General features: G+C 46.6%; 17 protein-coding genes, 1 pseudogene and 1 riboswitch. Of the genes and pseudogenes, 7 read left to right on the forward strand and 11 right to left on the reverse strand.

Annotated features, from left to right (window positions below; all coding sequences use genetic code 11):
- Positions 1 to 313: 313 nt before the first annotated feature.
- Positions 314 to 919, forward strand: a complete 606-nt coding sequence (locus QZ938_RS27115; RefSeq protein ID WP_293156631.1) for a DUF3038 domain-containing protein — start codon at positions 314 to 316, stop codon at positions 917 to 919.
- Positions 920 to 1,019: 100 nt separating this feature from the next.
- Positions 1,020 to 2,624, forward strand: coding sequence for a DUF4335 domain-containing protein (locus tag QZ938_RS27120; protein WP_293354639.1), 1,605 nt, complete (start codon positions 1,020 to 1,022; stop codon positions 2,622 to 2,624).
- Between the two features lie 408 nt (positions 2,625 to 3,032).
- On the opposite strand, the gene QZ938_RS27125 is transcribed toward QZ938_RS27120, so the two are convergent.
- Positions 3,033 to 3,419, reverse strand: coding sequence for a VanZ family protein (locus QZ938_RS27125; protein ID WP_293354636.1), 387 nt, complete (start codon positions 3,417 to 3,419; stop codon positions 3,033 to 3,035).
- 226 nt (positions 3,420 to 3,645) lie between these two features.
- The gene (locus QZ938_RS27130; RefSeq protein WP_293156616.1) at positions 3,646 to 4,569 is read right to left on the reverse strand and encodes a nucleoside hydrolase; all 924 of its coding nucleotides are present in this window, start codon (positions 4,567 to 4,569) and stop codon (positions 3,646 to 3,648) included.
- A 201-nt stretch (positions 4,570 to 4,770) separates the two neighbouring features.
- On the opposite strand from QZ938_RS27130, the gene QZ938_RS27135 reads away from it, so the two are divergent.
- Together QZ938_RS27135 and QZ938_RS27140 are read left to right on the forward strand one after the other, a co-directional pair.
- Positions 4,771 to 6,876 (forward strand): S9 family peptidase, encoded by a 2,106-nt coding sequence (locus QZ938_RS27135; RefSeq protein WP_293354633.1) that lies wholly within the window; start codon positions 4,771 to 4,773, stop codon positions 6,874 to 6,876.
- Between the two features lie 238 nt (positions 6,877 to 7,114).
- Complete coding sequence (locus QZ938_RS27140; protein WP_293156610.1) at positions 7,115 to 7,333, forward strand: hypothetical protein; 219 nt, start codon at positions 7,115 to 7,117, stop codon at positions 7,331 to 7,333.
- 129 nt (positions 7,334 to 7,462) lie between these two features.
- Here the strand turns inward: QZ938_RS27140 and QZ938_RS27145 are convergent, their stop codons facing one another.
- The 5 genes from QZ938_RS27145 to QZ938_RS27165 all read right to left on the reverse strand — a co-directional run bounded on the left by QZ938_RS27145 (position 7,463) and on the right by QZ938_RS27165 (position 13,951).
- Positions 7,463 to 8,254, reverse strand: a complete 792-nt coding sequence (locus QZ938_RS27145) for a universal stress protein (protein WP_293156607.1) — start codon at positions 8,252 to 8,254, stop codon at positions 7,463 to 7,465.
- Positions 8,255 to 8,309: 55 nt separating this feature from the next.
- Positions 8,310 to 9,149 (reverse strand): ABC transporter ATP-binding protein, encoded by an 840-nt coding sequence (locus QZ938_RS27150; protein ID WP_293354630.1) that lies wholly within the window; start codon positions 9,147 to 9,149, stop codon positions 8,310 to 8,312.
- A 208-nt stretch (positions 9,150 to 9,357) separates the two neighbouring features.
- A complete protein-coding gene (locus tag QZ938_RS27155; RefSeq protein WP_293354627.1) occupies positions 9,358 to 10,788 on the reverse strand; it encodes an ABC transporter substrate-binding protein in 1,431 nt (476 codons plus the stop codon).
- 156 nt (positions 10,789 to 10,944) lie between these two features.
- On the reverse strand, positions 10,945 to 11,793 hold the full coding sequence (ntrB, locus tag QZ938_RS27160; RefSeq protein WP_293354623.1) for a nitrate ABC transporter permease: 849 nt from the start codon (positions 11,791 to 11,793) through the stop codon (positions 10,945 to 10,947).
- 99 nt (positions 11,794 to 11,892) lie between these two features.
- A riboswitch (cyclic di-AMP (ydaO/yuaA leader) is annotated at positions 11,893 to 12,104 on the reverse strand.
- Between the two features lie 509 nt (positions 12,105 to 12,613).
- Entirely contained in the window at positions 12,614 to 13,951 is a 1,338-nt protein-coding gene (locus QZ938_RS27165) for an ArsB/NhaD family transporter (RefSeq protein ID WP_293354620.1), read from the reverse strand.
- 119 nt (positions 13,952 to 14,070) lie between these two features.
- On the opposite strand from QZ938_RS27165, the gene QZ938_RS27170 reads away from it, so the two are divergent.
- On the forward strand, positions 14,071 to 14,253 hold the full coding sequence (locus QZ938_RS27170; RefSeq protein WP_293354617.1) for a hypothetical protein: 183 nt from the start codon (positions 14,071 to 14,073) through the stop codon (positions 14,251 to 14,253).
- Here the strand turns inward: QZ938_RS27170 and QZ938_RS27175 are convergent.
- The 3 genes and pseudogenes from QZ938_RS27175 to QZ938_RS27180 form a co-directional block, all read right to left on the reverse strand.
- Positions 14,250 to 15,563, reverse strand: a complete 1,314-nt coding sequence (locus tag QZ938_RS27175) for an RNA-guided endonuclease InsQ/TnpB family protein (RefSeq protein ID WP_367181869.1) — start codon at positions 15,561 to 15,563, stop codon at positions 14,250 to 14,252. The genes QZ938_RS27170 and QZ938_RS27175 overlap by 4 nt on opposite strands.
- Positions 15,502 to 15,768 (reverse strand): annotated as a pseudogene (locus QZ938_RS33170) (recombinase family protein); the annotation flags it as partial. The pseudogene QZ938_RS33170 and the gene QZ938_RS27175, both read right to left, overlap by 62 nt.
- A 75-nt stretch (positions 15,769 to 15,843) precedes the next feature.
- Positions 15,844 to 15,969, reverse strand: coding sequence for a hypothetical protein (locus tag QZ938_RS27180; protein WP_293156586.1), 126 nt, complete (start codon positions 15,967 to 15,969; stop codon positions 15,844 to 15,846).
- Positions 15,970 to 16,277: 308 nt separating this feature from the next.
- On the opposite strand from QZ938_RS27180, the gene bchD reads away from it, so the two are divergent.
- On the forward strand, positions 16,278 to 18,356 hold the full coding sequence (bchD, locus tag QZ938_RS27185) for a magnesium chelatase ATPase subunit D (RefSeq protein ID WP_293354611.1): 2,079 nt from the start codon (positions 16,278 to 16,280) through the stop codon (positions 18,354 to 18,356).
- A gap of 108 nt (positions 18,357 to 18,464) precedes the next feature.
- Here bchD and QZ938_RS27190 read toward each other — a convergent pair whose 3' ends face one another.
- The gene (locus QZ938_RS27190) at positions 18,465 to 18,818 is read right to left on the reverse strand and encodes a PEP-CTERM sorting domain-containing protein (protein ID WP_293156580.1); all 354 of its coding nucleotides are present in this window, start codon (positions 18,816 to 18,818) and stop codon (positions 18,465 to 18,467) included.
- Positions 18,819 to 19,385: 567 nt separating this feature from the next.
- Between QZ938_RS27190 and QZ938_RS27195 the strand changes: the two genes are divergently transcribed.
- Positions 19,386 to 20,114 (forward strand): Bax inhibitor-1 family protein, encoded by a 729-nt coding sequence (locus QZ938_RS27195; RefSeq protein ID WP_293156577.1) that lies wholly within the window; start codon positions 19,386 to 19,388, stop codon positions 20,112 to 20,114.
- Positions 20,115 to 20,848 lie beyond the last annotated feature (734 nt).

Genomic DNA, 20,848 nt, shown 5'->3' on the forward strand with positions numbered 1-20,848 from the left:
ATTGGACAGAGCTAGTCTCGATCTTTGGATTTACACAAGTCCCGGTAGTTTCAAAGCACTGATTTGATTTCTGACACTCTGCGGCGTAGGATAGTTGGGGGTAAAAATTTATGGGTTTTTCTGGTTGCTGTCGATCGAACTTGCAACCGCAACTTTCAACTCGCAAATCCGTCCAGCAACTAGGATTGCCGGAATCAAAGCCACGAGTTATGGAGACCAATTAACAGAATCTGCTTTTGTCCGGCCGCAAACCAAAAGCACTGCATACTGTCGATATCCTGCATCAACCTGTCTTATTTCCCGTGCCCAAGCCATGCGCTCGACTGTAAAGCCCTCCGCTCCCACAAACGAAACGGGCCCATCTCCCAACTGGGAAGAATTGACCCAAAAAGCACCAGAACCTACCCAGTTGGACAACATTAAAGCCCAACTGGATTTAGTGCTGTTAGCCCTAGAAGCCCTGGCAGAAATTGGCTCAGAGGCCATGCTCAAGGTAGCAGCCGAACTGAATTTAGAGCCAATGGTAGCCGATCGCGTGGCTTTGTGGCGGCTGCGACAGTCGAACCCGCTGCGGAAAGGCCAGGGAGGACGGAAAAAACTGGATGTGGAGGAAGCTCGATCGCTCGTTTTGATAAGCTGTAATTTGGCAAAACAGCATCAAGCTTTAATCCGCCGCGCCGTGGCTTTGCTGGAACAAATGGCTGAGCAAAACCGCGAACCTCACACAGTCGCTTTGTTGGGAGACTATATTGATAGGTTCAGCAACACTTATGCCGATCGCATGGAAGATGCAGAAAGCTTATCGGCAAAAGAACTAACTAATTTGGCCCTGAAACTCCTGATCGATTTGCTGTTTTACAGCAGTCCCGGCGGCCACCGGCGCCTCTGGCTGGCTCTCCTAGACCGTGCTAAAAATTAGTCACCAGTCATTAGTTATTGGTTATTGATTATTAGAACAAACAAATAACCACTAACAAATAACAAATAACAAATAACAAATAACATACAGTCTTCTTGCTATGGCTCTCAAACGCTACACGCCCCCCACTTGCACGCTGGAAATTACAGCCAAAAGTTCGCCTCTGTCTCGCTGGGCGGGCCAACCCGTGTTTAAATCTTTAAATTTCGAGTTGCGGCTTGATGACCCCAGGCTACCAGATACCGAACACGTTACTCTCAGGGGCGATCGCCTGCAACTCGAAACCCTCCACGAAGCAGTCACCAACTACGTCCAAAACTTCCTCGGCGAAGCCCGCGATTGGGACAACAACCTCAACTCCCAAACAGGTTTTACCACAGCCCCAGACTCGCCAGAAGTCGCGCGCAATGTCGTTACATTCGATCGACCCCCCAACACATCCGAACTAGCAACCGCAGCCCCAAACACTACCTACCTGCCAGTTCCCCCCCGCCTAGAACCCCGCGGCTTGCTCGCCCACAACTTGTTTTTAGGCTCGTTGAGCGCCGCCGAATCCGGGCCGGAAGTACACTTGAGTACCCTCCAACTCTTTGACTTGGCCACCGCACTAGATGACTGCGCCGCCGAAGTCATGACACTCCCCAACCTCAACCGCGATCGCCCAGAAGCCAAAGCATTACCATGGTTGAATATCGCAGCAATCCTAGTCGCCAGCGTCGGAATGACGACGGGAATTGTTAAAATGCTCGATCGATCGTCCTCCAACACCTCCCCAACAACCGCCACAGCCCCCACCACAGCCCCCACCAACCCACAATTTACCCCCGCACTCCCGCAGCCCCAAATACTTGCCGGCGCCACCGCCAGCCCAGTTCCCGCCCCCACCACATCCCCCACCACATCCCCAACAGCAACACCAACAGCCGCAGCCACACCAGGCTTACCCCCCCTACCGCCCCCGCCCATCAACACCGCCGCCGCCACCCCCAGCCCCAGCTTGCCCCCAATCGCCCTAGCCCCAACCCCAAGCACCAACAAACCCAGCCCCATCCAGCAGCCACCCCTGCTATTCCCCCCCAACAGCAGCGCACCCGCAGCATCACAGAGCGCCCCAGCCCTCGGGGGAGGACAAATCATCACAATTCCCGATCCCGCAGGGCCCCCAATTGGCGCCCCCCAAGCACCCTACCTGCTACCCCCCATACCGCCGAGACTAGCTCCCGCCGTACCGCCCCCCCTGCCGCCATCCCTATCTGCATCGCGATTGCCAGTTCCCCCACCGCAATCATTCCCCCCCCTCCCCCAGCCGATTTCCCCCCCCAGCACCGAACTCCCACGCCTTGAGGACACTAAACCGCAAGCAGAGTCAGAGGACAACAACGAGGCTACCGCCAGCAAAAAAAACCGCACTTTATTTGATACAATTCCTCAAGTTTCAGAAGCTAGAACCTACTTTGAGGAACGCTGGAAGCCACCAGAAGGAATGGAACAAACCTTGGAATACAGCCTCCAGATCGATGAAAACGGCTCAATTCAAACTATTGTCCCGATGGGCAAAGCAGCGGCCGATTATATCGATCGGGCTAGTATGCCCTTAGTCGGCGAGCCGTTTGTTTCTGCCGTTACTCATGGAAAAAACCCCAAAATTCGAGTTGTATTGAGACCAAACGGTCGAGTACAAACCTTTTTGGAAGAGACTAATTGAACGATCGCCAACACATTTTATTGATGCCAAAATATCCTTTGGCTAAGAATCCCCGTGCCTGTATGCCGGGGAGCGTCAAAATAAATAAACAGAACATTAGTCGATAGTCGATCGCCCCCGTCAACCGATGCGCCGAATATCACCCTACAAACTCAACTTCTTTTTCCTTCTTCCCTCTTCCTGATGACTGATAACTAATGACTGATAACTAATGACTAATAACTAATGACTGATAACTAATGACTAATATAGCCTTTCTCAAAAAGATGAGGCATGACTAACAGCTTATATAACCACTAAACTAAGAGGGCTAAAGCCCAACAACATACCTTATCTTATGATAACTAATAACTAATAACTAATAACCAATAACTAATAACTAATAACCAATAACTAATAACTTCTCTCTCACTTCCCTTTTTCTTTATCCCAAGCTTCCCCAATCCAATAAAAAACTAAAATTCCAGCAAAACTCGCTAAAAAATCTTCAATACTAGCACTACGATTGGGTAAAATCGCTTGCAGCATTTCTTCCCCAGCAGTGAAAATAGTAAACAGTGCTGGCCCGAAAGGAATTGGATAATTCAACACCATCATCATTTTTTTGCCAGTTGCTCTATGGCACAAAAAAGATGCTATTCCGTACAAAATAAAATGTCCGAGTTTGTCATAAGGCGGATGAGCCAGAGGAAAGTTAGTTAACTTTCCCATATCTGCTACCAGCATGATACTGAGAATAATTAACAAGTACAAAACACACGCAACAATCCAGAATTTTTTTGAGGATAATTTCATCGGATTTTTTCCACTATCGACAATTGACGAACCGAGTCCACGCCGCTTACCGCAATTTTGTTGGATTTGTGAATGAGATTTTTTTTGATTAACCGCAGAGGGCGCAGAGGGCGCAGAGAAAGAGAGGAAAGAGAGGAAAGAGAAGATAGCGTAAATATTTGAGTTAGGGCGGGTTTTGTAGGGATATTTTTGGCTAACAACCCGCCTCTACCAGATATTGTTATGCTTAACGCGCCCACTGTTGCAATATGTAATTGTAAAACTTTTCGGTATCTACTCGATCCATCGCTTGAATCTTTCGCCCTCCTGTTTTAACTTTTGTACGTCCTTGACTGATACCTTCGGTAACTATTTCGGTTTCCCATTCTCGCAGTTCGTAAAATTCTGGATGTGCCAAATAAGCCGTTGCCAAAATATCCCAAAAATAGTAATCTTGAGATATTGCTAAAGCATAACACTGTCCTGCTAAATCGGAAATTGGATATTTGCGCTGTCTGGCTAAGCGATTGGAAAATTCAACAGTCAGCGGTACATTATTGGTGATATCTAAAGGACACATCACAATCGGAATTTGTGTTTGCCAAACTCTATCAATTGCGATCGGATCCCAGTAAGCATTCCATTCCGCTGACATATCTTGTCCCGGTTCCATATCTTTGCTAACATTACCTATAACATTGAGCGCCCCTCCCATCCACACAATTTCTTTGATTTTGCTTTCAATTTCTGGCGCAATATCTAAAGCTTGCGCTACAGTTGTTAGCGGCCCCGTTACCATTAATGTGACCGGTTCCTTTGCATCTCGCAAAACTCTCACCATAAAGTTTTGTCCGGGTTCCGATCTTAACGGTGTGTCAATGGTTGCTTTTTCATTTAGAATGGGAAGTCGATCGCACGCAAAGGAATCTCGCCGAAACAACACCGGAAATGGATTCAGTCCCCGCACCGTACTCGCCGCCACTGGCACCTCTGAACACCCCATCAAATCAAGGATTTTGCGGGTTGCACTCACGGCTGGCTGAATGTAGCAGTCCGCCGGAGTGACGATTACTCCCAGAGTTTCCACTTCCTCCATTGTCATCAGCAACACGACTGAGAGATAGTCGTCAACTGCACCGTCGTGATCCATGAGTACCAGCTTTTTCGACATTCTGCTTCCTCGGTGACTGAATTCCGGTAAAATACTAATATAAATTTATTTGTGCATCAAACACAACAGACTTAACTATAACAAATCTCAACCATCAATCAACCCATTTTTTTCTCTTTCTCTTTCTTCTCTTCCTTCGCGTACTTCGCGCCTTCGCGGTTCGCAAAAAAAAACTCAGCCACAAATCATTAACTATTCTATATGAACGCAGTATCACCTTACGGCTCTTGGAAATCCCCCATTACCTCTGATTTAATTGTTTCTGGAACTGTCGGACTCGGACAAATTGCGATCGACGGCGATGATATTTACTGGGTAGAAGGAAGACCATCGGAAGCAGGAAGAAGCGTCCTCGTGCGGCGGACTCCCGACGGTAAAATAACTGACGTAACACCGCCTCCGTTCAACGTTCGCACTCGCGTCCACGAATACGGTGGCGCTGCTTTTGCAGTTTCTGATGGCGTGGTTTATTTCTCTCATTTTGCCGACCAAAGAATTTATTGTCAAACATTAAATTCTCCGCCCGAACCTTTGACACCTGCTGCTAAATGTTGCTACGCAGATGTAATTTTTGACAAACCAAGAAATCGCTTAATTTGTGTGCGCGAAGACAATGCAGGTGAAGGCGAATCTGTGAATACAATTGTTAGTATTAATTTAGATAACGGCGAAGATATTCAAATTTTAACTCAGGGCAACGATTTTTATGCTTCCCCTCGTTTGAGTCCTGACGGTTCTCAACTTTCCTGGATTTGTTGGAACCACCCAAATATGCCGTGGGATGGCACAGAATTGTGGGTTGCAGAAATTAATGCTGATGGTTCTTTAGGCAAAAAAGATTTAGTTGCGGGCGGGGTTGATGAGTCAATTTTTCAGCCGGAATGGTCGCCAGATGGAGTTTTATATTTTGTTTCTGATAAGTCTAACTGGTGGAATTTATATAGAACCCCCCTCAATCCCCCCTTGCTAAGGGGGGAGGCAAGAGTAGGCACAGAAGCCGATCGCACCCCCCTCAATCCCCCCTTGCTAAGGGGGGAGGCAAGAGCAGGCACAGAAGCCGATCGCACCCCCCTCAATCCCCCCTTGCTAAGGGGGGAGGCAAGAGTAGGCACAGAAGCCCCTTTAGCAAGCAGGGAGGCTGGAATAGAGCCTTTGTGCGAAATGGCCGCTGAATTTGGACTTCCCCAATGGGTTTTTGGAATGTCTACCTATTCCTTTGTCTCGGAAAGCAAAATTATTTGCACCTACACTCAGCAAGGTAAGTGGCATCTAGGAAGTCTCGATTTGACTGCAAAACAGTTGACAAATATTGAAACGCCGTACACTGATATTTCCTCGGTCAAAGCGCGCGGAGAAACTGTAGTTTTTCTGGCGGGTTCGCCGATCGCATCTACAGCTATTGTACAGCTAAATTTAGCCACAAGTCAACGGAAAATTTTGCGAAAGTCGAGCGATTTAAACATCGATTCTGGTTATCTTTCTGTACCGGAACCGCTGGAATTTCCAACCGAAAATGGTTTGACTGCTTTTGGCTTCTTCTATCCTCCGAAAAACCAAGACTTCGCTGCACCTGAATCTGAAAAACCGCCGTTAGTTGTCAAAAGCCACGGCGGCCCGACTGCTGCTACTTCTAGCAGCATGAATTTGAAAATTCAATATTGGACGAGTCGCGGTTTTGCGGTGCTTGATGTCAACTACGGCGGTAGCACTGGTTACGGGCGCGAATACAGAAGAAGGCTGCAAGATAGTTGGGGTATTGTTGATGTTGATGACTGCGCTAATGGTGCTAAATATTTAGCCGAACAGGGTTTAGTAGACGGCGAAAGAATGGCGATCGCCGGAGGCAGTGCAGGGGGCTACACGACTCTGTGCGCTCTAACTTTCCGCGATGTGTTTAAGGCTGGTGCGAGCTATTATGGGGTTAGCGATTTAGAAGCTTTGGTAAGGGATACTCACAAGTTTGAGGCGCGGTATCTGGATGGATTGATCGGGCCTTATCCCGATCGCCAAGATTTGTATGTAGCTCGATCGCCCATTCATGCAGCCGAAGGTTTATCTTGTCCCGTTATCTTCTTTCAAGGATTGGAAGATAAAGTCGTGCCGCCCAATCAAGCCGAAATGATGGTAGAGATATTGAAAGCTAAAGGTTTGCCGGTTGCTTACGTTGCTTATGAAGGGGAACAGCACGGTTTTCGTCGCGCTGAAAATATTAAAAGAACTCTTGATGGGGAATTCTATTTCTATTCCCGCGTGTTTGGGTTTGAGTTGGCTGAACCGGTGGAAGCACTGCCGATTTACAATCTTTAGCAAAAATTAAGTTTGCAGTTGCTGTGTTTGCGAGCGCACACAACTATAAAGTTGTAGCATAATTTGGCAATATTGGATGTGATATTGTTCACAAATTGTGCCGTTTATTATCACAAATTGTGCTGTTTATTATCACATCTTGTAAGGCAATAGACCGAGAGAATAAGAGAGTGCGATCGATCTTTGTTAATGCAGATAAAGACCGATCGCGCGATCGCCGAGTTCTGGCTCAATCGCAATGCAAACCCCTGTCAACCTAATTCCATCTGCTTTGGGCGAGTTGTTTGCCGAAGTGAATCATAGAGGCTACATTACTGTAGCCGATCGCTACGGTTTGCTGGCGGCTATTTTTGACGAGACTTTGACTGAGGATGACAAACGCTCTATCGATCGCCTCCTGCGCTCTGTCTGCCGGGGCAGGATAAAATTAGTTGATGAACTTTCTGCGATCCGATAAGCATTCAACAACCCTTAATAAGACTCATCAATCTAGCGTTTTTGAAGCAAGAGAAGCACCAACCGCGCAGGGATCTTAACTCGCTCGCGCTATAAAATCCCACCTCAGAGGCTTCCATTTCCCACAAGTTTAACGTGCAGGCATAGCTGTAGCCAACTGCAAGTTGCTCAAACTTTCTTCGGGCCCCAAATCCATCGGATAGCTGAGTGCGGCAGGAATCCCCAACACGCAGCAGGGAAAATTCTTGCCGAGTTGCCTAACCAGCGGGTGGTTGCGAGAATTGCAGCCTAAAAATAATAAATTTGCCGATTCTAATTCTACCACATTTCTCAATTCTGTCGCAACTTTACCGATGCGTAAATGAGCTTTGAATAAACCGCGCCATTCCTCAGCCAAACAGCGGGCTTGCCACAGCAACTTATCTGCTACCTCGTACTCATTATTTTGACAGAAAATTGCTCGAAAATAAGGCGGATCGATCCAGGTTGCTCGCTGGGATACCGATTGGATTTCGGCTGTAGGTAATGCGATCGCAGGCGCTGCACAGTAAAGAGCCGATTTTTCCTCTAAATCCGACAGTTTGGGCTTCGTAGCCCAGGCATTTTCCACACCCAAACTACAAGTATTTTCATCGTAAATGTTGGGAGTTTCGTCGAGTACGTAGACGACTTGCACCGTGACTTCTTGAGTTGTTACTAAACGAGTTTGATGAGCAATCCAAAGGGTAATATCGAGAGCTGTTTGACTTTGAGGAGAACTGTTGTAACCCACAATAAAATTGATAGATTTTGTCGGTTTTGTCGGTTTTGACTTTTTCTTAGAAACAGGGACTTTTGACTCCGGCAGCAACACCATTTCTTCCGCTAAGTTTTGGCATCCTAATGCACTTTCAAAACGCGCTAAAATTGTTTTGAGATTCACAGGCTAGACCTCTCTTAAGTGAATTTTTTTGTCGGTTCTTCTAGTCGCCCTTGGGTTATTCGTCTTGAGTAAAGTAGCGATCGAGAAAATTCAAAGCATAGTTTCGCAGCTCGTAATATTCCTGAGATTCCCGCAACTCCTGGCGATCGCGCGGATGCGAAAACGGCACTGCCAAAATCTCGCCGATTGTAGCCGCCGGGCCGTTTGTCATCAACACAATGCGATCGGACATATAGATAGCCTCGTCCACGTCGTGGGTAATCATCATTGCAGCTTGTCTGTGATTTTCCCAGATATCGAGCACCTGTTTTTGCAACTTGCCGCGAGTCAGAGCATCCAGCGCTCCAAACGGTTCGTCCATTAATAACATCTTCGGCCGAAGTGCCAAAGCTCGCGCAATCCCAACCCGTTGCTTCATGCCCCCTGAAATTTGATCGGGATATTTATCTGCTGCTGCTGTTAAGTTTACCATTGCTAGGTGTTCATTGACAAGGCTAATCTTCTCAGCGCGGTTGAGATTTTGCAAAACTTCATCAACTGCTAGGCGAATGTTTTCCCGCACCGTCAACCAAGGCAGCAATCCGTAGTGCTGGAATACCATCATGCGATCGGCTCCAGGTTTGCGAATTTCCTTGCCTTCTAGTGTCACAATTCCGCCGCTTTGTTTTTCCAAACCTGCTACTATTTTCAGCAGCGTCGATTTGCCACAACCCGAGTGACCGATTACCGAAATAAATTCGTTGGAACCAATACTTAAGTTGATATTGTCCAAAACGCTAAATTCACTGCCATCAGCATTTTTATACGACTTGAACAAGTTGTTGATTTCGAGAAAATTAGAGGAGTTGTGACCTTGGCTATTAGTATTGATTGAAGCAGTAGTATATTGAGTCATTTGACGTTCCTGATAATTGTTTATTGGTTATTTATTGTATATCTCGCTTGTAGCTGAGTCTCGATCCCCCTAAATCCCCCTTAATAAGGGGAGTAGGGGTTGACTTTGAATGCTCCGGTTCCCCCCTTATTAAGGGGGGGGCTAGGGGGGATCGAGGAGCAAGTGGGGAACGCGAGGAATGTAGAAGGAAGACAGCAGATATCAAACTTTAAGACTGAAAAAAAGATTGAGGGCGATTGGCTCGAATTTCAAAACTATTCAAATAACCCACCGGATCGCTGGGGTCAAATGCTTTTTTGTCAATGAAAACTTCCGCAGGTTCGACTTTGTAATCATCCTGGGGACAATCGATCGCCATTTCGGCAACAATCTTGCGGTAAAGGTCGGTTCTCCAAGCTTTTTTCGCTAATTCATCAGCATTTTTCGGCACCTCCTTAATGTGTCCCCAGCGGGCCGCTTGAGTCATCAACCAAATACTGTGAGACTGCCACAAAAATGTTGAATGATTTCCCGGTATTTGGGGCAAGTTCTTAGGAATGTCATAGAAAATTGTGGTATCTTCCGCTATTATAGTGCGGTCTTTATCGTCAAACCCACCATAGTTATATTCCCCAACTATTCCCGGTCGAGTAAATTTGTCGATCGCCCCATTTTTAGGTTTAGCCCCCGTAAAAGATCGATCGGTCAACAATGCTGCTATTTGACTGCGATTTTCCGGTTTGCTGCAAAACTGACAAGCTTCCACCATTGCCTTCACCAGCGAGTAATACGTCTTCGGGTTTTCGTCAATGAATGATTGCATTACTCCCAAAACGCGATCGGGATGTCCCAGCCAAACTTCCTTGCCTTGCGCGAAGGTAAACCCCACGCCCAAATTACCTTTAATTGCCCGCGTATTCCAAGGTTCTGCCACCATGTAAGCCTGCATCGCCCCGATTCTCATATTCGTTACCATTTGAGGCGGTGGCACAATAATTACCCGAAATTCTTTGAACGGATCGACACCGGCAGCGGCGGATATATAACGCACAAAGTATTCGTAAATAGCAGAACTTAGTACAACTGCCCAGACTTTATTTTCTACTGGTTGGCTCTCAAAAAAACCTCGGAATTGTTTGCCAAATTCTTCTAAATTGCCGTTGTATTCGTGCCACGGGCGCAAACCAAAATCCCACATCGCTTTGCTCATCGTCATCGCGTTGCCGTGGCGGTGAATTGTCATTGCCGCGCACATTGGTGCGTGACGCGCTCCTTCGGCACCAATGCGGGCGTTTGTGACGGCGCCGGATACGACTGGGGAGGCGTCGAGGCGCCCGAAAATCAGGCCGTCGCGGGAGGTTGCCCAACTTGCTTCGCGGTTGAGTTTGACGTTTAAGCCGTATTTGCGGAAAAATCCTTTCTTCCAGGCGATCGCAAATGGTGCACAATCGTTAACGGGTACGTATCCTATGGTTAAATTTGGTTTTTCTAAGCTTTGGGAATTGACGATCGGCTTTACCGCTTCGGCTTCTTCTGTGAGTCCTTTTGCCGATCGATCCGCGTTAATTCCACAACCAGATAAAGCCATTCCCGCCGCCGCCACACCCATTCCTTGCAAAAACTCCCGCCGATTCCATTCATTGGAAAAGTTATCACTCATATACAGTTAATAGTTGATAGTTGACAGCGTTAATCAGTTGACAGCGTTAATCAGTTGACAGTTGACAGTTAACAGTTGACAGTTAACAGTTGACAGTTGACAGTTGACAAATAACCAATAACCAATAACCAATAACCAATAACCAATGACTACTGACTAATGATTCTCGATCGATCGATGCGTTACCAATTCCTGAACCTTGCCAACAGCCCAATCGAGCAGCAAACCAGTTAAGCCAATTACAAACACTGCTAAAAATACCGAACTTAGATTCAAACGGCTCCACTCATCCCACACAAAAAAGCCAATTCCTACACCACCAGTCAGCATTTCCACCGCCACAATCACCAGCCAAGCAATCCCCAAACTAATCCGCAAACCTGTAAAAATGTAAGGCAAACTCGCAGGCAAAATTATCTTAGTAATCCGCCTCCAGCGCGGCATCTCCAACACTCGCGCCACATCCAGATAATCCTTGGAAACGCTAGAAACTCCTAGGGCTGTGTTGATAATTGTCGGCCACAAAGACGTAATAAATATCACAAAAATTGCCGACGGATCTGCTAAATTAAAGATTGATAGAGCGATCGGCAGCCAAGCCAGCGGCGACACCGGTTTGAAGATTTGAATCAGCGGATTGAGCGCCATCATCGCCGGTTTCGACATCCCGATCAGAAATCCCACGGGAATCGCCACAACGGCACCCAGCAAAAATCCTAGCAACACCCGCCGCAAACTCGCCAGCAGCAGCCAGCCAATGCCTAAATCTCCCGGCCCGCGCTGATAAAATGGATGCAATATGTAATCTAAATTAGCGATTAACGCTTGATACGGAGTGGGAATTAAATCGCTTTTGAAGCTGGCAACAATCCACCACAGCCCAAGAATTCCCAAAAAACCCACCGCCGGCAACAATACATTATCTCGGATGATGACGGGTTTTGTTCGTTTCCAGGCAGCTTGTCCGGCAATTGCGATCGCAGATAAATTAAGTTGAATTGACATTTAAATCTCCTCAGAGTCAGGGGCGGTACAAGAATCTTGAACAATACCAACCGGAGACACTGACGAAGCCAAACTATCTATTGAAGACAAGTTGACTCTTCAGTCTCTTCTCAATGCCTGCGAAGTTAGCTGACGGGCTAGGACTGAGAGATGTCCTTCTCTAAAGATTTCAAACTCAAAATTACACTCAAATTTGGCAATTTTTAACTTTGGTTTTTAATTCTGTAGGGATTCGCCCCGAAAATTGGTTCCTCCGCTCCAGCCACACGCTTTGTTTGAGGGCGCAGCGCTGGATTAGGCTTGACTTTTTAAGCCAATTTAAATTAATCTAGCACGACCTTCTCATCCTGTCAATACGTCTTTAGGATTAGGTAGGGGCGATCGGCAAACCTCAAAAGTTGAGAGAAAATTCAAAAAGTTAATATTAAACTAACGTAGAGATCTAAAATGCGATCGCTCGCTTCATTTGTATGCAACAGCCACGATAGATTTTAGGCAAGCGCTACAGGATAAAATTGAGACAATTACCGAAAACTCGATCGAGGCTGTTCGCTCCGACGAGCAAATCGGAACCACCAAGCAACTCACCTACGATTCCGTGCGTCACAGCCTTCGCATCGTATTAAACACATTACCCCTTATTTCGTTCTATCTTCAGAAAACTAATGAGATCCAATCCGATAGCATTGTCCTGTATTAATCTCTTAATTCTCTCTCTGTGTCCTCTGTGTTCTCTGCGGTTAAATCACTCTGATGCAACGGGAAGCGATATGAATAATGCTCGCTCTTGAGAGATAGCAAAACATGACTCATGACTTCTTCAAATCAGAAACCGGATAGTTACATAAACAGCCGCAGCCACCAATTGCAAAGCCATCACAGGAAGCCCGTAACGCAGAAAAGTTTGAAAAGAAATCCGGCGCCCGTGCAACTCAGAAATTCCCGCCGCCACAATATTAGAAGAAGCTCCTACCAAAGTGCCATTTCCCCCTAAAGTTGCCCCGTACATCATCGCATAAAACAGTGGCAGCACCGCAGGTGGAAACTGCCCTGCAAAATCCGGAGCCAGCACTTCTGTCGGTGCGAGTCCGACATTGACAACATACTGTTTTAACAGCGGCACCATCGCCACCACCAGCGGAATATTTGGCACTACACTTGATAGCAAACCCACAAAAAATAACAGAGTCAAAGAACCCAGAAAAATATTTTTACCTAAAATAGCTGCTAAAATTCCCGACATCCCAGCGATAACTCCGGTTTTTTCCAAACCGCCAATTAAGACAAAGATAGACATAAAAAATAGCAGCGTACTCCAATCTAAATCCCGCAAGATATTGTTCAAAGAATCTATTTTGGAATGGTGAGCCAAGAGCATTGCCAAAGCCGCCCCCAACAAAGCCACGGCTGCTGGTGAAATTGGCACGGGTAACGACTCTCCCACTACAAAAAATGTCAGCACGAAAGCTATAATTAAACCGCCCACCGCTAACACTCGCGGATGATTTATTTTTGGGTGCGGCAAGTGTTCCAAATCGTCTAATTCTTTCTGCCAGATTTCGGGGAACATCCACGGCAGAATAACTAATATAACTCCTACGGCGATCGCCCCGCCCAAACTTAACTTTAACAGGTAATCTACAAAGCTCATGTTAATCGCATCGCCGACTATGAATGTCGCCGGATCGCCAACGATTGTCAGCAGTCCCGAACTGTTGGCTACAAATACCATTAAAATCAGCAGCGGCACAAAATCTACACCGACTTCTTCTGCCATTGGCGGTATTAACGGTGCTAGCAGCATGACTGTCGTGGCGTTGGGTAAAACTGCACAAATTGGGGTAGTAATTCCGACAATACCAAGCAAGAGATTTTTGCCTTTGCCTTTCGCCAACAGCACCATTTGAGTGGCCAAGTAGTCGAATATCTTGGTAGGTTCAAAGGCTCTCACCATTACCATGACTCCGAAAAACAAGCCCAGCGTTCCGTGACTGCGACTGATATATTCGATCGCATCCTTTAACGTCATTACGTGGGTGAAAACCAGAATCAGCGCTCCCAGAAATGCTGCAATTGTGAGATGTATCCATTCTGTAATTATTAAAAAAACTACACCGATAAATGTGACCGCAGCGATCGCAGCTTGCACGTTTTCCATTTAGTCCCCTGACAAAATTAAAACTTAAAAATTAAAACCTCTCGGTTTGAGGAATCCTACTACTTTATGGCGATTGTGTCAATAAGTTTAAATGCTCCTTTTGGTGGCACCAAGCTGGAATGTATTCAGAGAGAGAGTTGCGGCCCAGGGAAAAATTAGCTCGAAACTACTTCTTTTGGGAGGCTCGCGATCGCCCGAAGTTTGGTATGGCGATCGGGCGATCGCTCAACTACAATGAAACATGGGGAATATCTGCCAAACTTCACCCCCGCGCAGACATTATGGACTACAGATACATTTAACCCGGTAAATCCAGAACTAAGCCTGACGCTACCGTGTATGGCAAGACAGAAAAAGCTGCAAGCTCCCCTGTCAAGGAGGTATCTCTCAAAGCTTTCAATAAAATATTGAAAGCGCCATTTAAGTCTCTGTCCAGAGTGTGTCCGCATTCTGGACATTTGAACTTTTTAGACCCACCTAATTTAGTGTGAATATGTCCACATTTTGAGCAGGTTTTGGATGTATATTCTTCGGTTATGTCTACTACAGTGCTGCCATATTTAACAGCCTGATGCTTCAACATTTGTTTGAAACGATAATGACTTAAAGTGACCATCGCCCTAGCTGTTTTAGTCGCTAGTTTGCGTTTACCTTTCTTTACCATCTGTTGGGTTTCAAAGGTCGGCAAGAAAATCAGCTTATACTTTGTCACAAGGTATTTGGCGGCTTTTTTATGTAATTCATTGACTAAGTTTTTAATCTTAATCCGAATCTTTGCCGCCGACTTTCTCAGACAATATCTTAATCGCTTAAATCGCCCTCCCTTGTCGATCCCTATCCTCGACATCAACTTGTCCAAATGTCTTGCTAGTCGGTAGATGCGACCAATATCACCTTTACCTATTTCCAAGATGTCACTACCATCAAAACCAGTCAGAAATGTTCTAACACCAGGGTCTAAAGCAATAGCTAAACTGCTTTCATTCTGAAGAGGCTTTGCGGTATCAACTGCATAGCAGATAAACCACTGCCCATTGATTAGTGATAGTGTTTGCTCGTGTTCCATCACTTCTATGATTGGTTCAGATGCTTTAAATGATAGTCCTTTGGTTGCTTGTGGATAAAAAGTTTTAGACTTCCAATTGCTGATTTGAAATCTGATAGTCTGAGATGTGTCAAAACGACTTCTGAATTTTGCGGTTCCTTTTGACTTTTTGGCGGCTTTTTGCGCTTCAAAAGCTTGGAACACTGCCATTTGTCGCGGGTTATAAGGTTGCTCAGAAACCCAGAGTGGCGCTGAGTCCATAATCTTTTTCCTCAGATCGTATTTGCCAATCTTTTCGGTTTTAAGGATAGCAATTGCTTGGTTATAGCACCATCTGCTTGCTGCAATCCAAGTCCTCCATTTGGCTGCTAACTCCGTTTCCGGGTAAACTCGAATCTTCTTTGATAGTAGATTTGTATTTATGCCCGGAGTAGAGTCGGCAACTAAAGACGTGGATGGTGGCAAGTAGATCTTCAACCATTTTTCGTTCACAAGACAACTCGTTTCTGCTGAGAACCATGAGTTGGTAATTGTTTGGCTCACAGAGCCATTTGATGAGGTCGCCACCAAACCTGGAGAGTCTGTCTTGGTATCCAACCACAATTGTTGAGATGTTTCTTGACATGACTTGTCCCAAAAGGGCAAGGAGCGTTTTTCTTTTGAAGTTGAGGCCCGCGACGATGTCTTTGAAGATTCTAGCTTGCGGGTAAGGGTTTTTTCTGAGACTTGCTGGATTTCGCACCCATGAAAGCGATGTGACATACTTGGTCATTGCTAGTAGTATTTTTGTTTTTCATCTATACTGCCAGGTTTTACTAGGATATTCCTCAATTTTTTAGGAAATTGTTTACTTTGCGCCAGCAGCCTGTAACAAATTTCTATCTATGCCCTCAGTGTTCTGGGAATCTTGCCAGATCAAAAAAGCGATCGTACCAATTAGTGCTACCAGACCAATTGTGATTAATGGTTTCACAGTTTACTTTTTGGTTGAATTATGGGATGATTTTATCTTCGAGATTTGATCGCGACAAGATGCAAGCCTAATATCTATACAATTTTTAATATTTTTAGTTGCTCGTAAGTAGCAGGAAAAAGTCCGATGGCAGTTGGAAGAAGGAAGAAGATATACACAGCAAGTCTTTGAGCAATCCGTATTTGAAGTTTAATTTCGGTGGGTTCACTTAGCTGTTGGTTGCAAAAACTCGCTTGCCAGAAATGCGATCGCCCGCTCAACGCAGTATGATTAAATTATCAAAGCCTGTTCGAGCAAAGACGATTTAAATGCCTGCCCCCTACGCACCCCCCACCGTAACAGCCTTTCCCCTAACAGCCGTTGTTGGGCAAGAAGCCATTAAATTAGCGCTGCTGTTGGCAGCAATCGATCCGGGATTGGGAGGAGTCGCGATCGCCGGTCGTCGTGGCACAGCCAAATCAGTCATGGCTAGAGCCCTACACTCCCTGCTGCCGCCCATTGAAGTGATTAAAGATTCATTCTGCAACGCTGACCCCACTTGTCAAGAGGAAAAAAATCTTGTAGAGACGGGATTCATCGCATCTGAAACAGTACCGGGAGAGGAAGATAATTCCCAAGTTACTGAAATAATTCCCACACCATTCATTCAAATTCCCTTGGGTGTCACCGAAGACAGACTCTTAGGTTCAGTCGATGTCGAACAATCAGTAAAATTCGGTCAAACAGTATTCCAACCCGGACTCTTAGCCCAAGCAAATCGAGGCGTACTTTATGTTGACGAAATTAACCTCCTCGATGACAATATTTCCAACCAATTGCTTACAGTATTAACCGAAGGCCGCAACCAAATAGAGCGCGAAGGAATTAGCTTCCAACATCCCTGCAAACCTCTGTTCATTGCCACCTACAACCCCGAAGAAGGCCCCCTTAGAGAACATTTGCTCGATCGCATCGCGATCGTCCTTTCCGCCGACGCAGCCCTCGAAATACAAGAAAGAGTCCATGCAGTAGAACAAGCTTTATCTTACTCCAGCTCGCCCCAAGAATTTCTCAACCAATACGCCGAAGACACCGACAACCTCAAAACCCAAATCATCCTTGCCAGAGAATGGCTCAAAGATGTCACCATTAAACGCGAACAAATAGCCTACCTAGTAGAAGAAGCCATCCGCGGCGCAGTTCAAGGACACCGCGCCGAACTGTTCGCAGTCCGAGTCGCCAAAGCCGCCGCCGCCATTGAGGGACGCACAGAAGTTAACGCCGAAGACCTTCGCCGCGCCGTAGAATTAGTCATCGTACCCCGCGCCACCATCGTCCAAACGCCCCCAGACGAAAACCCACCTCCTCCTCCCCCACCACCGCCACCCCCAGAACAATCGGAACAAGAACAAGAAGAAGACGAGGAAGAAGAAGACAAAGAAGACGAACCGCCAGAAGAACAAGAAGAGACTAACATTCCCGAAGAATTTTTGTTTGACCCCGAAGGTGTAATTCTCGATCCCGACGTGCTGTTTTTCGCTCAAAATGCCAACCGCCAAGGCAAATCCGGCAGCAGAAGCACCATTTTCTCCGAAGATAGAGGCCGCTACGTCAAGCCAGTATTGCCCAAAGGCCCCGTGCGCCGTATCGCTGTTGATGCGACGCTGAGGGCGGCCGCGCCCTACCAAAAAGCCCGCCGCGACAGGAATTCAGACCCAGAATCCACCGCGAGTTCCAGCCAAAATCGAGAGAAGCGGGTATTTGTGGAACAGGGAGACATTCGGGCGAAGCGCTTGGCCAGAAAAGCTGGAGCTCTAGTCGTCTTTGTCGTTGATGCTTCCGGTTCGATGGCGCTCAACCGGATGCAGTCGGCTAAAGGTGCAGTCATGCAGCTACTCACCGAAGCTTATCAAAGCCGCGACCAAGTTGCGCTGATTCCCTTTCGCGGAGAACAAGCAGAAGTCCTGTTACCGCCGACTCGCTCGATAGCCTTGGCCCGCAAGCGTTTGGAACGATTGCCCTGCGGCGGCGGTTCGCCCCTCGCCCACGGTTTGACGCAAGCAGTGCGCGTGGGAGTCAACGCGCGGCAGTCTGGAGATATCGGTCAAGTGGCGATTGTTGCTATTACTGACGGACGCGGTAATATTCCTTTGGCTCGTTCTTTGGGCGAACCGATTTTAGATGGCGAAAAGCCTGATATTAAGAAGGAATTGTTAGAAATTGCTGCTAAAATTCGCGGTTTGGGAATGCAGTTGCTGGTGATTGATACCGAGAGCAAGTTTATTTCGACGGGTTTTGCGAAGGAGTTGGCCAAGACTTCGGGCGGGAAATACTATCATTTGCCGAAAGCTTCGGAACAGTCGATCGCAGCTATGACAAAAAATGCTCTGCGCGACGCGATCGGCTAAAATCCTTAAATCGAGATTCACTAGCCACAATTGTGGCAAAGGCATCTTACCTGTGTCCTGAATTGTGGCACAGGCATCTCGCCTGTGTTCCATCTGCCTCTTAACAATCTAAAAACTTTGATTTTTGCCAAAACTCTCCTGTTTAACTCTCCCTCTCCGGCGAGTCATCACCAGCGAACCGGCGACTAAAACCAACCCCGCCAGCATTGAAGGCTCAGGAATTTTCACCGGCCCAGCCGCCCGGTTGGCCGTTCCCGAGTTCGGGCTCGGTAAAATTGTACCTTGGGCGGATTGACCAGTCAGAGCCAGCAGCAAATGTTCTGAACCCTGCGATGAAGTGGCAGTAGAAACGGCACTGACATTAGCTGCAAGGGCAGCTTGACCGCCGGAAATAAGGGTAGTTGCCGCCAATAGAATTCCGGCGGCAGGTGGCAATAATGTGCGAGCAAAAAATGTGGGCATTAGATATTACCTGTTTGGCATTTTGTCGATCGAACTAAATACTTTCACGATTAATTTGCTTTACATACCCTGTCTAGACCAGTTTCGCAACCCACCCAACCGCTCAAAAATTTAAGATTTATTTTATATTTGAGATGATTCAGATTTCCGGGCTGTAGTTTCAACTAAGTCACCAATCAAAAACCTAAAATCAATGGGAGTCCCTGACTCAATCATAAACTCCTCAATCCCAAATCGTAAATCCCAAATTCCAAATTGATTAACTTCAGCTATGTATTTGCAATGCGATCGACTTTTAGGTTGCCCCTCGCCGCCAATAGCACCGGTACTTTAACCTCAATTATAGCTCTACGACGACTGACAACGGTCTCAGAGATCGTCCCCAGACAACTACCACAGGGTGGAGATTTACTTGTACGCCGTTGATTATAAACAATCACTTCCAGGTAGAAAGTGATCTCACCCCCGTTCTTTATCAAATCTTTAAACTATTTCATGTTTTGTCAACAAACTGTAAAGCTGTCAAAATATAGATAGCAAATCTCAGCCAAAATTAGGTAAATCCTCGTGAGTAACACCAGCAACTTCCGCGAAGCCGTGCGCGAGGCCAAAAACCACGCGCTGGTTGGCCCCAACGTCATCGCTAACGCCCTCCCCTTCGTGGGCGGCGGACTTGTCTTAACTGCTGTCGGCACCTACGGCGGCCTCGGAGTCATCCGCAACTATCCCGGAATCTTCTTTCCGACGTTTATTGGCGCGATCGTCCTAGAATTAATTCTGTTCTTCGTCGCCAGCGCCGCCGCCGAACAAAACAATAAAAACACTGCCTTGCCGCTGCTGGCTACCTACAGCCTGCTTTCCGGCTACACCCTCAGCGGATTGGTATTTACAGCCCTCAGAACCCAAGGCGTCGGCATCGGTGGCATCGGTTTTGCAGCCCTAGGCTGTGGGATTACTTTCATCGCCGCCCGCCAAATTGGCTCCAACTTGTCGGAAGCAGACGGCATGGCCCTCACCAAGACTATCAGTTTAGGTGTCATTGCTTTGTTAGTAGTAGTTGGCGGTCAATTTCTGCTGTCGCTGTTCGGCGTCTACACCCCAACTTGGTTGGAAATTGGCATTTCTGGTATCGGGGTGTTTATATTTGCTGGTGCTGCGATCGTCGATTTTTACATCTTACCCCGCAGTTACCGCGACGACCAGTATTTGCCCGCCGCCCTGTCGATGTACTTGACCTACATCAACTTGTTCATCTTCATTCTGCGCCTGATGATTGCCCTCAACGGCCGCGATTAATCATTGAAAGTTTAGCGTGAAAATAACCGCAGCGCGATCGACATCCTGCTGCGGTTTTTTATTACCTTCACAATTCCCGCTTGCATTCGCATTCACCTGCGGTCAAAAAAATCTTACTATTGTTGCCAAAATGCTAATATATAAATATATATCCCACAACTAGGAGAACTCACAGTGGAAGTTCTACACATCAAACACAATATCGAAATTTTGTGCGATCGTCTAACCAACCTACAAGACTGTCTTTAACTCAGCCTTAACCGCCGAGAGCCAAAAGTTACAACAGCTAGCAGCACAGCCGGAATCTCGCAACAGCACCAACACAGTTGAACGGATACTCCAAGAACTAGACGCACTCGAATCCGACCAGGCAAAACTCAACCAGTGCCAAACAATTTTGGCAGATACTACAGCAGCACTGGAGTTACTATAATTTCAAGCAGACGACGAATTAGGGCAAGAACTTCACACTAATTTAACTCAACTAAACTGCTCTCTCGAAGAGTATGAAATAGACCAATTATTGAGCGGGCATTGTGACAAAAATGGAGCCTACCTCATAATTAACGCCGGAACAGACGATATCGATGCTCAATACAGGGCAGAAATGTATCCGCTCAATAATTCGGGGTAGGAGAGAAAAAAGTAAGCAGAGTAAAAAAAGTGTTATAAAATAGGATACATGACGCCAAAGACTATTTCACAAGACAAATCATCCTACAATATACTACTGC

It is taken from the genome of Microcoleus sp. CAWBG27 (genome assembly GCF_020883145.1).
Classification (GTDB): domain Bacteria; phylum Cyanobacteriota; class Cyanobacteriia; order Cyanobacteriales; family Microcoleaceae; genus Microcoleus.

Bases quoted from the DNA above. Each gene is read 5' to 3' on its own strand.
- QZ938_RS27170 (WP_293354617.1), top strand. From the start codon at position 14,071: ATGTATTCAGAGAGAGAGTTGCGGCCCAGGGAAAAATTAGCTCGAAAC.
- QZ938_RS27135 (WP_293354633.1), top strand. From the start codon at position 4,771: ATGAACGCAGTATCACCTTACGGCTCTTGGAAATCCCCCATTACCTCT.
- ntrB (WP_293354623.1), bottom strand. From the start codon at position 11,793: ATGTCAATTCAACTTAATTTATCTGCGATCGCAATTGCCGGACAAGCT.
- QZ938_RS27155 (WP_293354627.1), bottom strand. From the start codon at position 10,788: ATGAGTGATAACTTTTCCAATGAATGGAATCGGCGGGAGTTTTTGCAA.
- QZ938_RS27130 (WP_293156616.1), bottom strand. From the start codon at position 4,569: ATGTCGAAAAAGCTGGTACTCATGGATCACGACGGTGCAGTTGACGAC.
- QZ938_RS27165 (WP_293354620.1), bottom strand. From the start codon at position 13,951: ATGGAAAACGTGCAAGCTGCGATCGCTGCGGTCACATTTATCGGTGTA.
- QZ938_RS27125 (WP_293354636.1), bottom strand. From the start codon at position 3,419: ATGAAATTATCCTCAAAAAAATTCTGGATTGTTGCGTGTGTTTTGTAC.
- QZ938_RS27190 (WP_293156580.1), bottom strand. From the start codon at position 18,818: ATGCCCACATTTTTTGCTCGCACATTATTGCCACCTGCCGCCGGAATT.
- QZ938_RS27115 (WP_293156631.1), top strand. From the start codon at position 314: ATGCGCTCGACTGTAAAGCCCTCCGCTCCCACAAACGAAACGGGCCCA.
- bchD (WP_293354611.1), top strand. From the start codon at position 16,278: ATGCCTGCCCCCTACGCACCCCCCACCGTAACAGCCTTTCCCCTAACA.
- QZ938_RS27140 (WP_293156610.1), top strand. From the start codon at position 7,115: ATGCAAACCCCTGTCAACCTAATTCCATCTGCTTTGGGCGAGTTGTTT.
- QZ938_RS27150 (WP_293354630.1), bottom strand. From the start codon at position 9,149: ATGACTCAATATACTACTGCTTCAATCAATACTAATAGCCAAGGTCAC.
- QZ938_RS27120 (WP_293354639.1), top strand. From the start codon at position 1,020: ATGGCTCTCAAACGCTACACGCCCCCCACTTGCACGCTGGAAATTACA.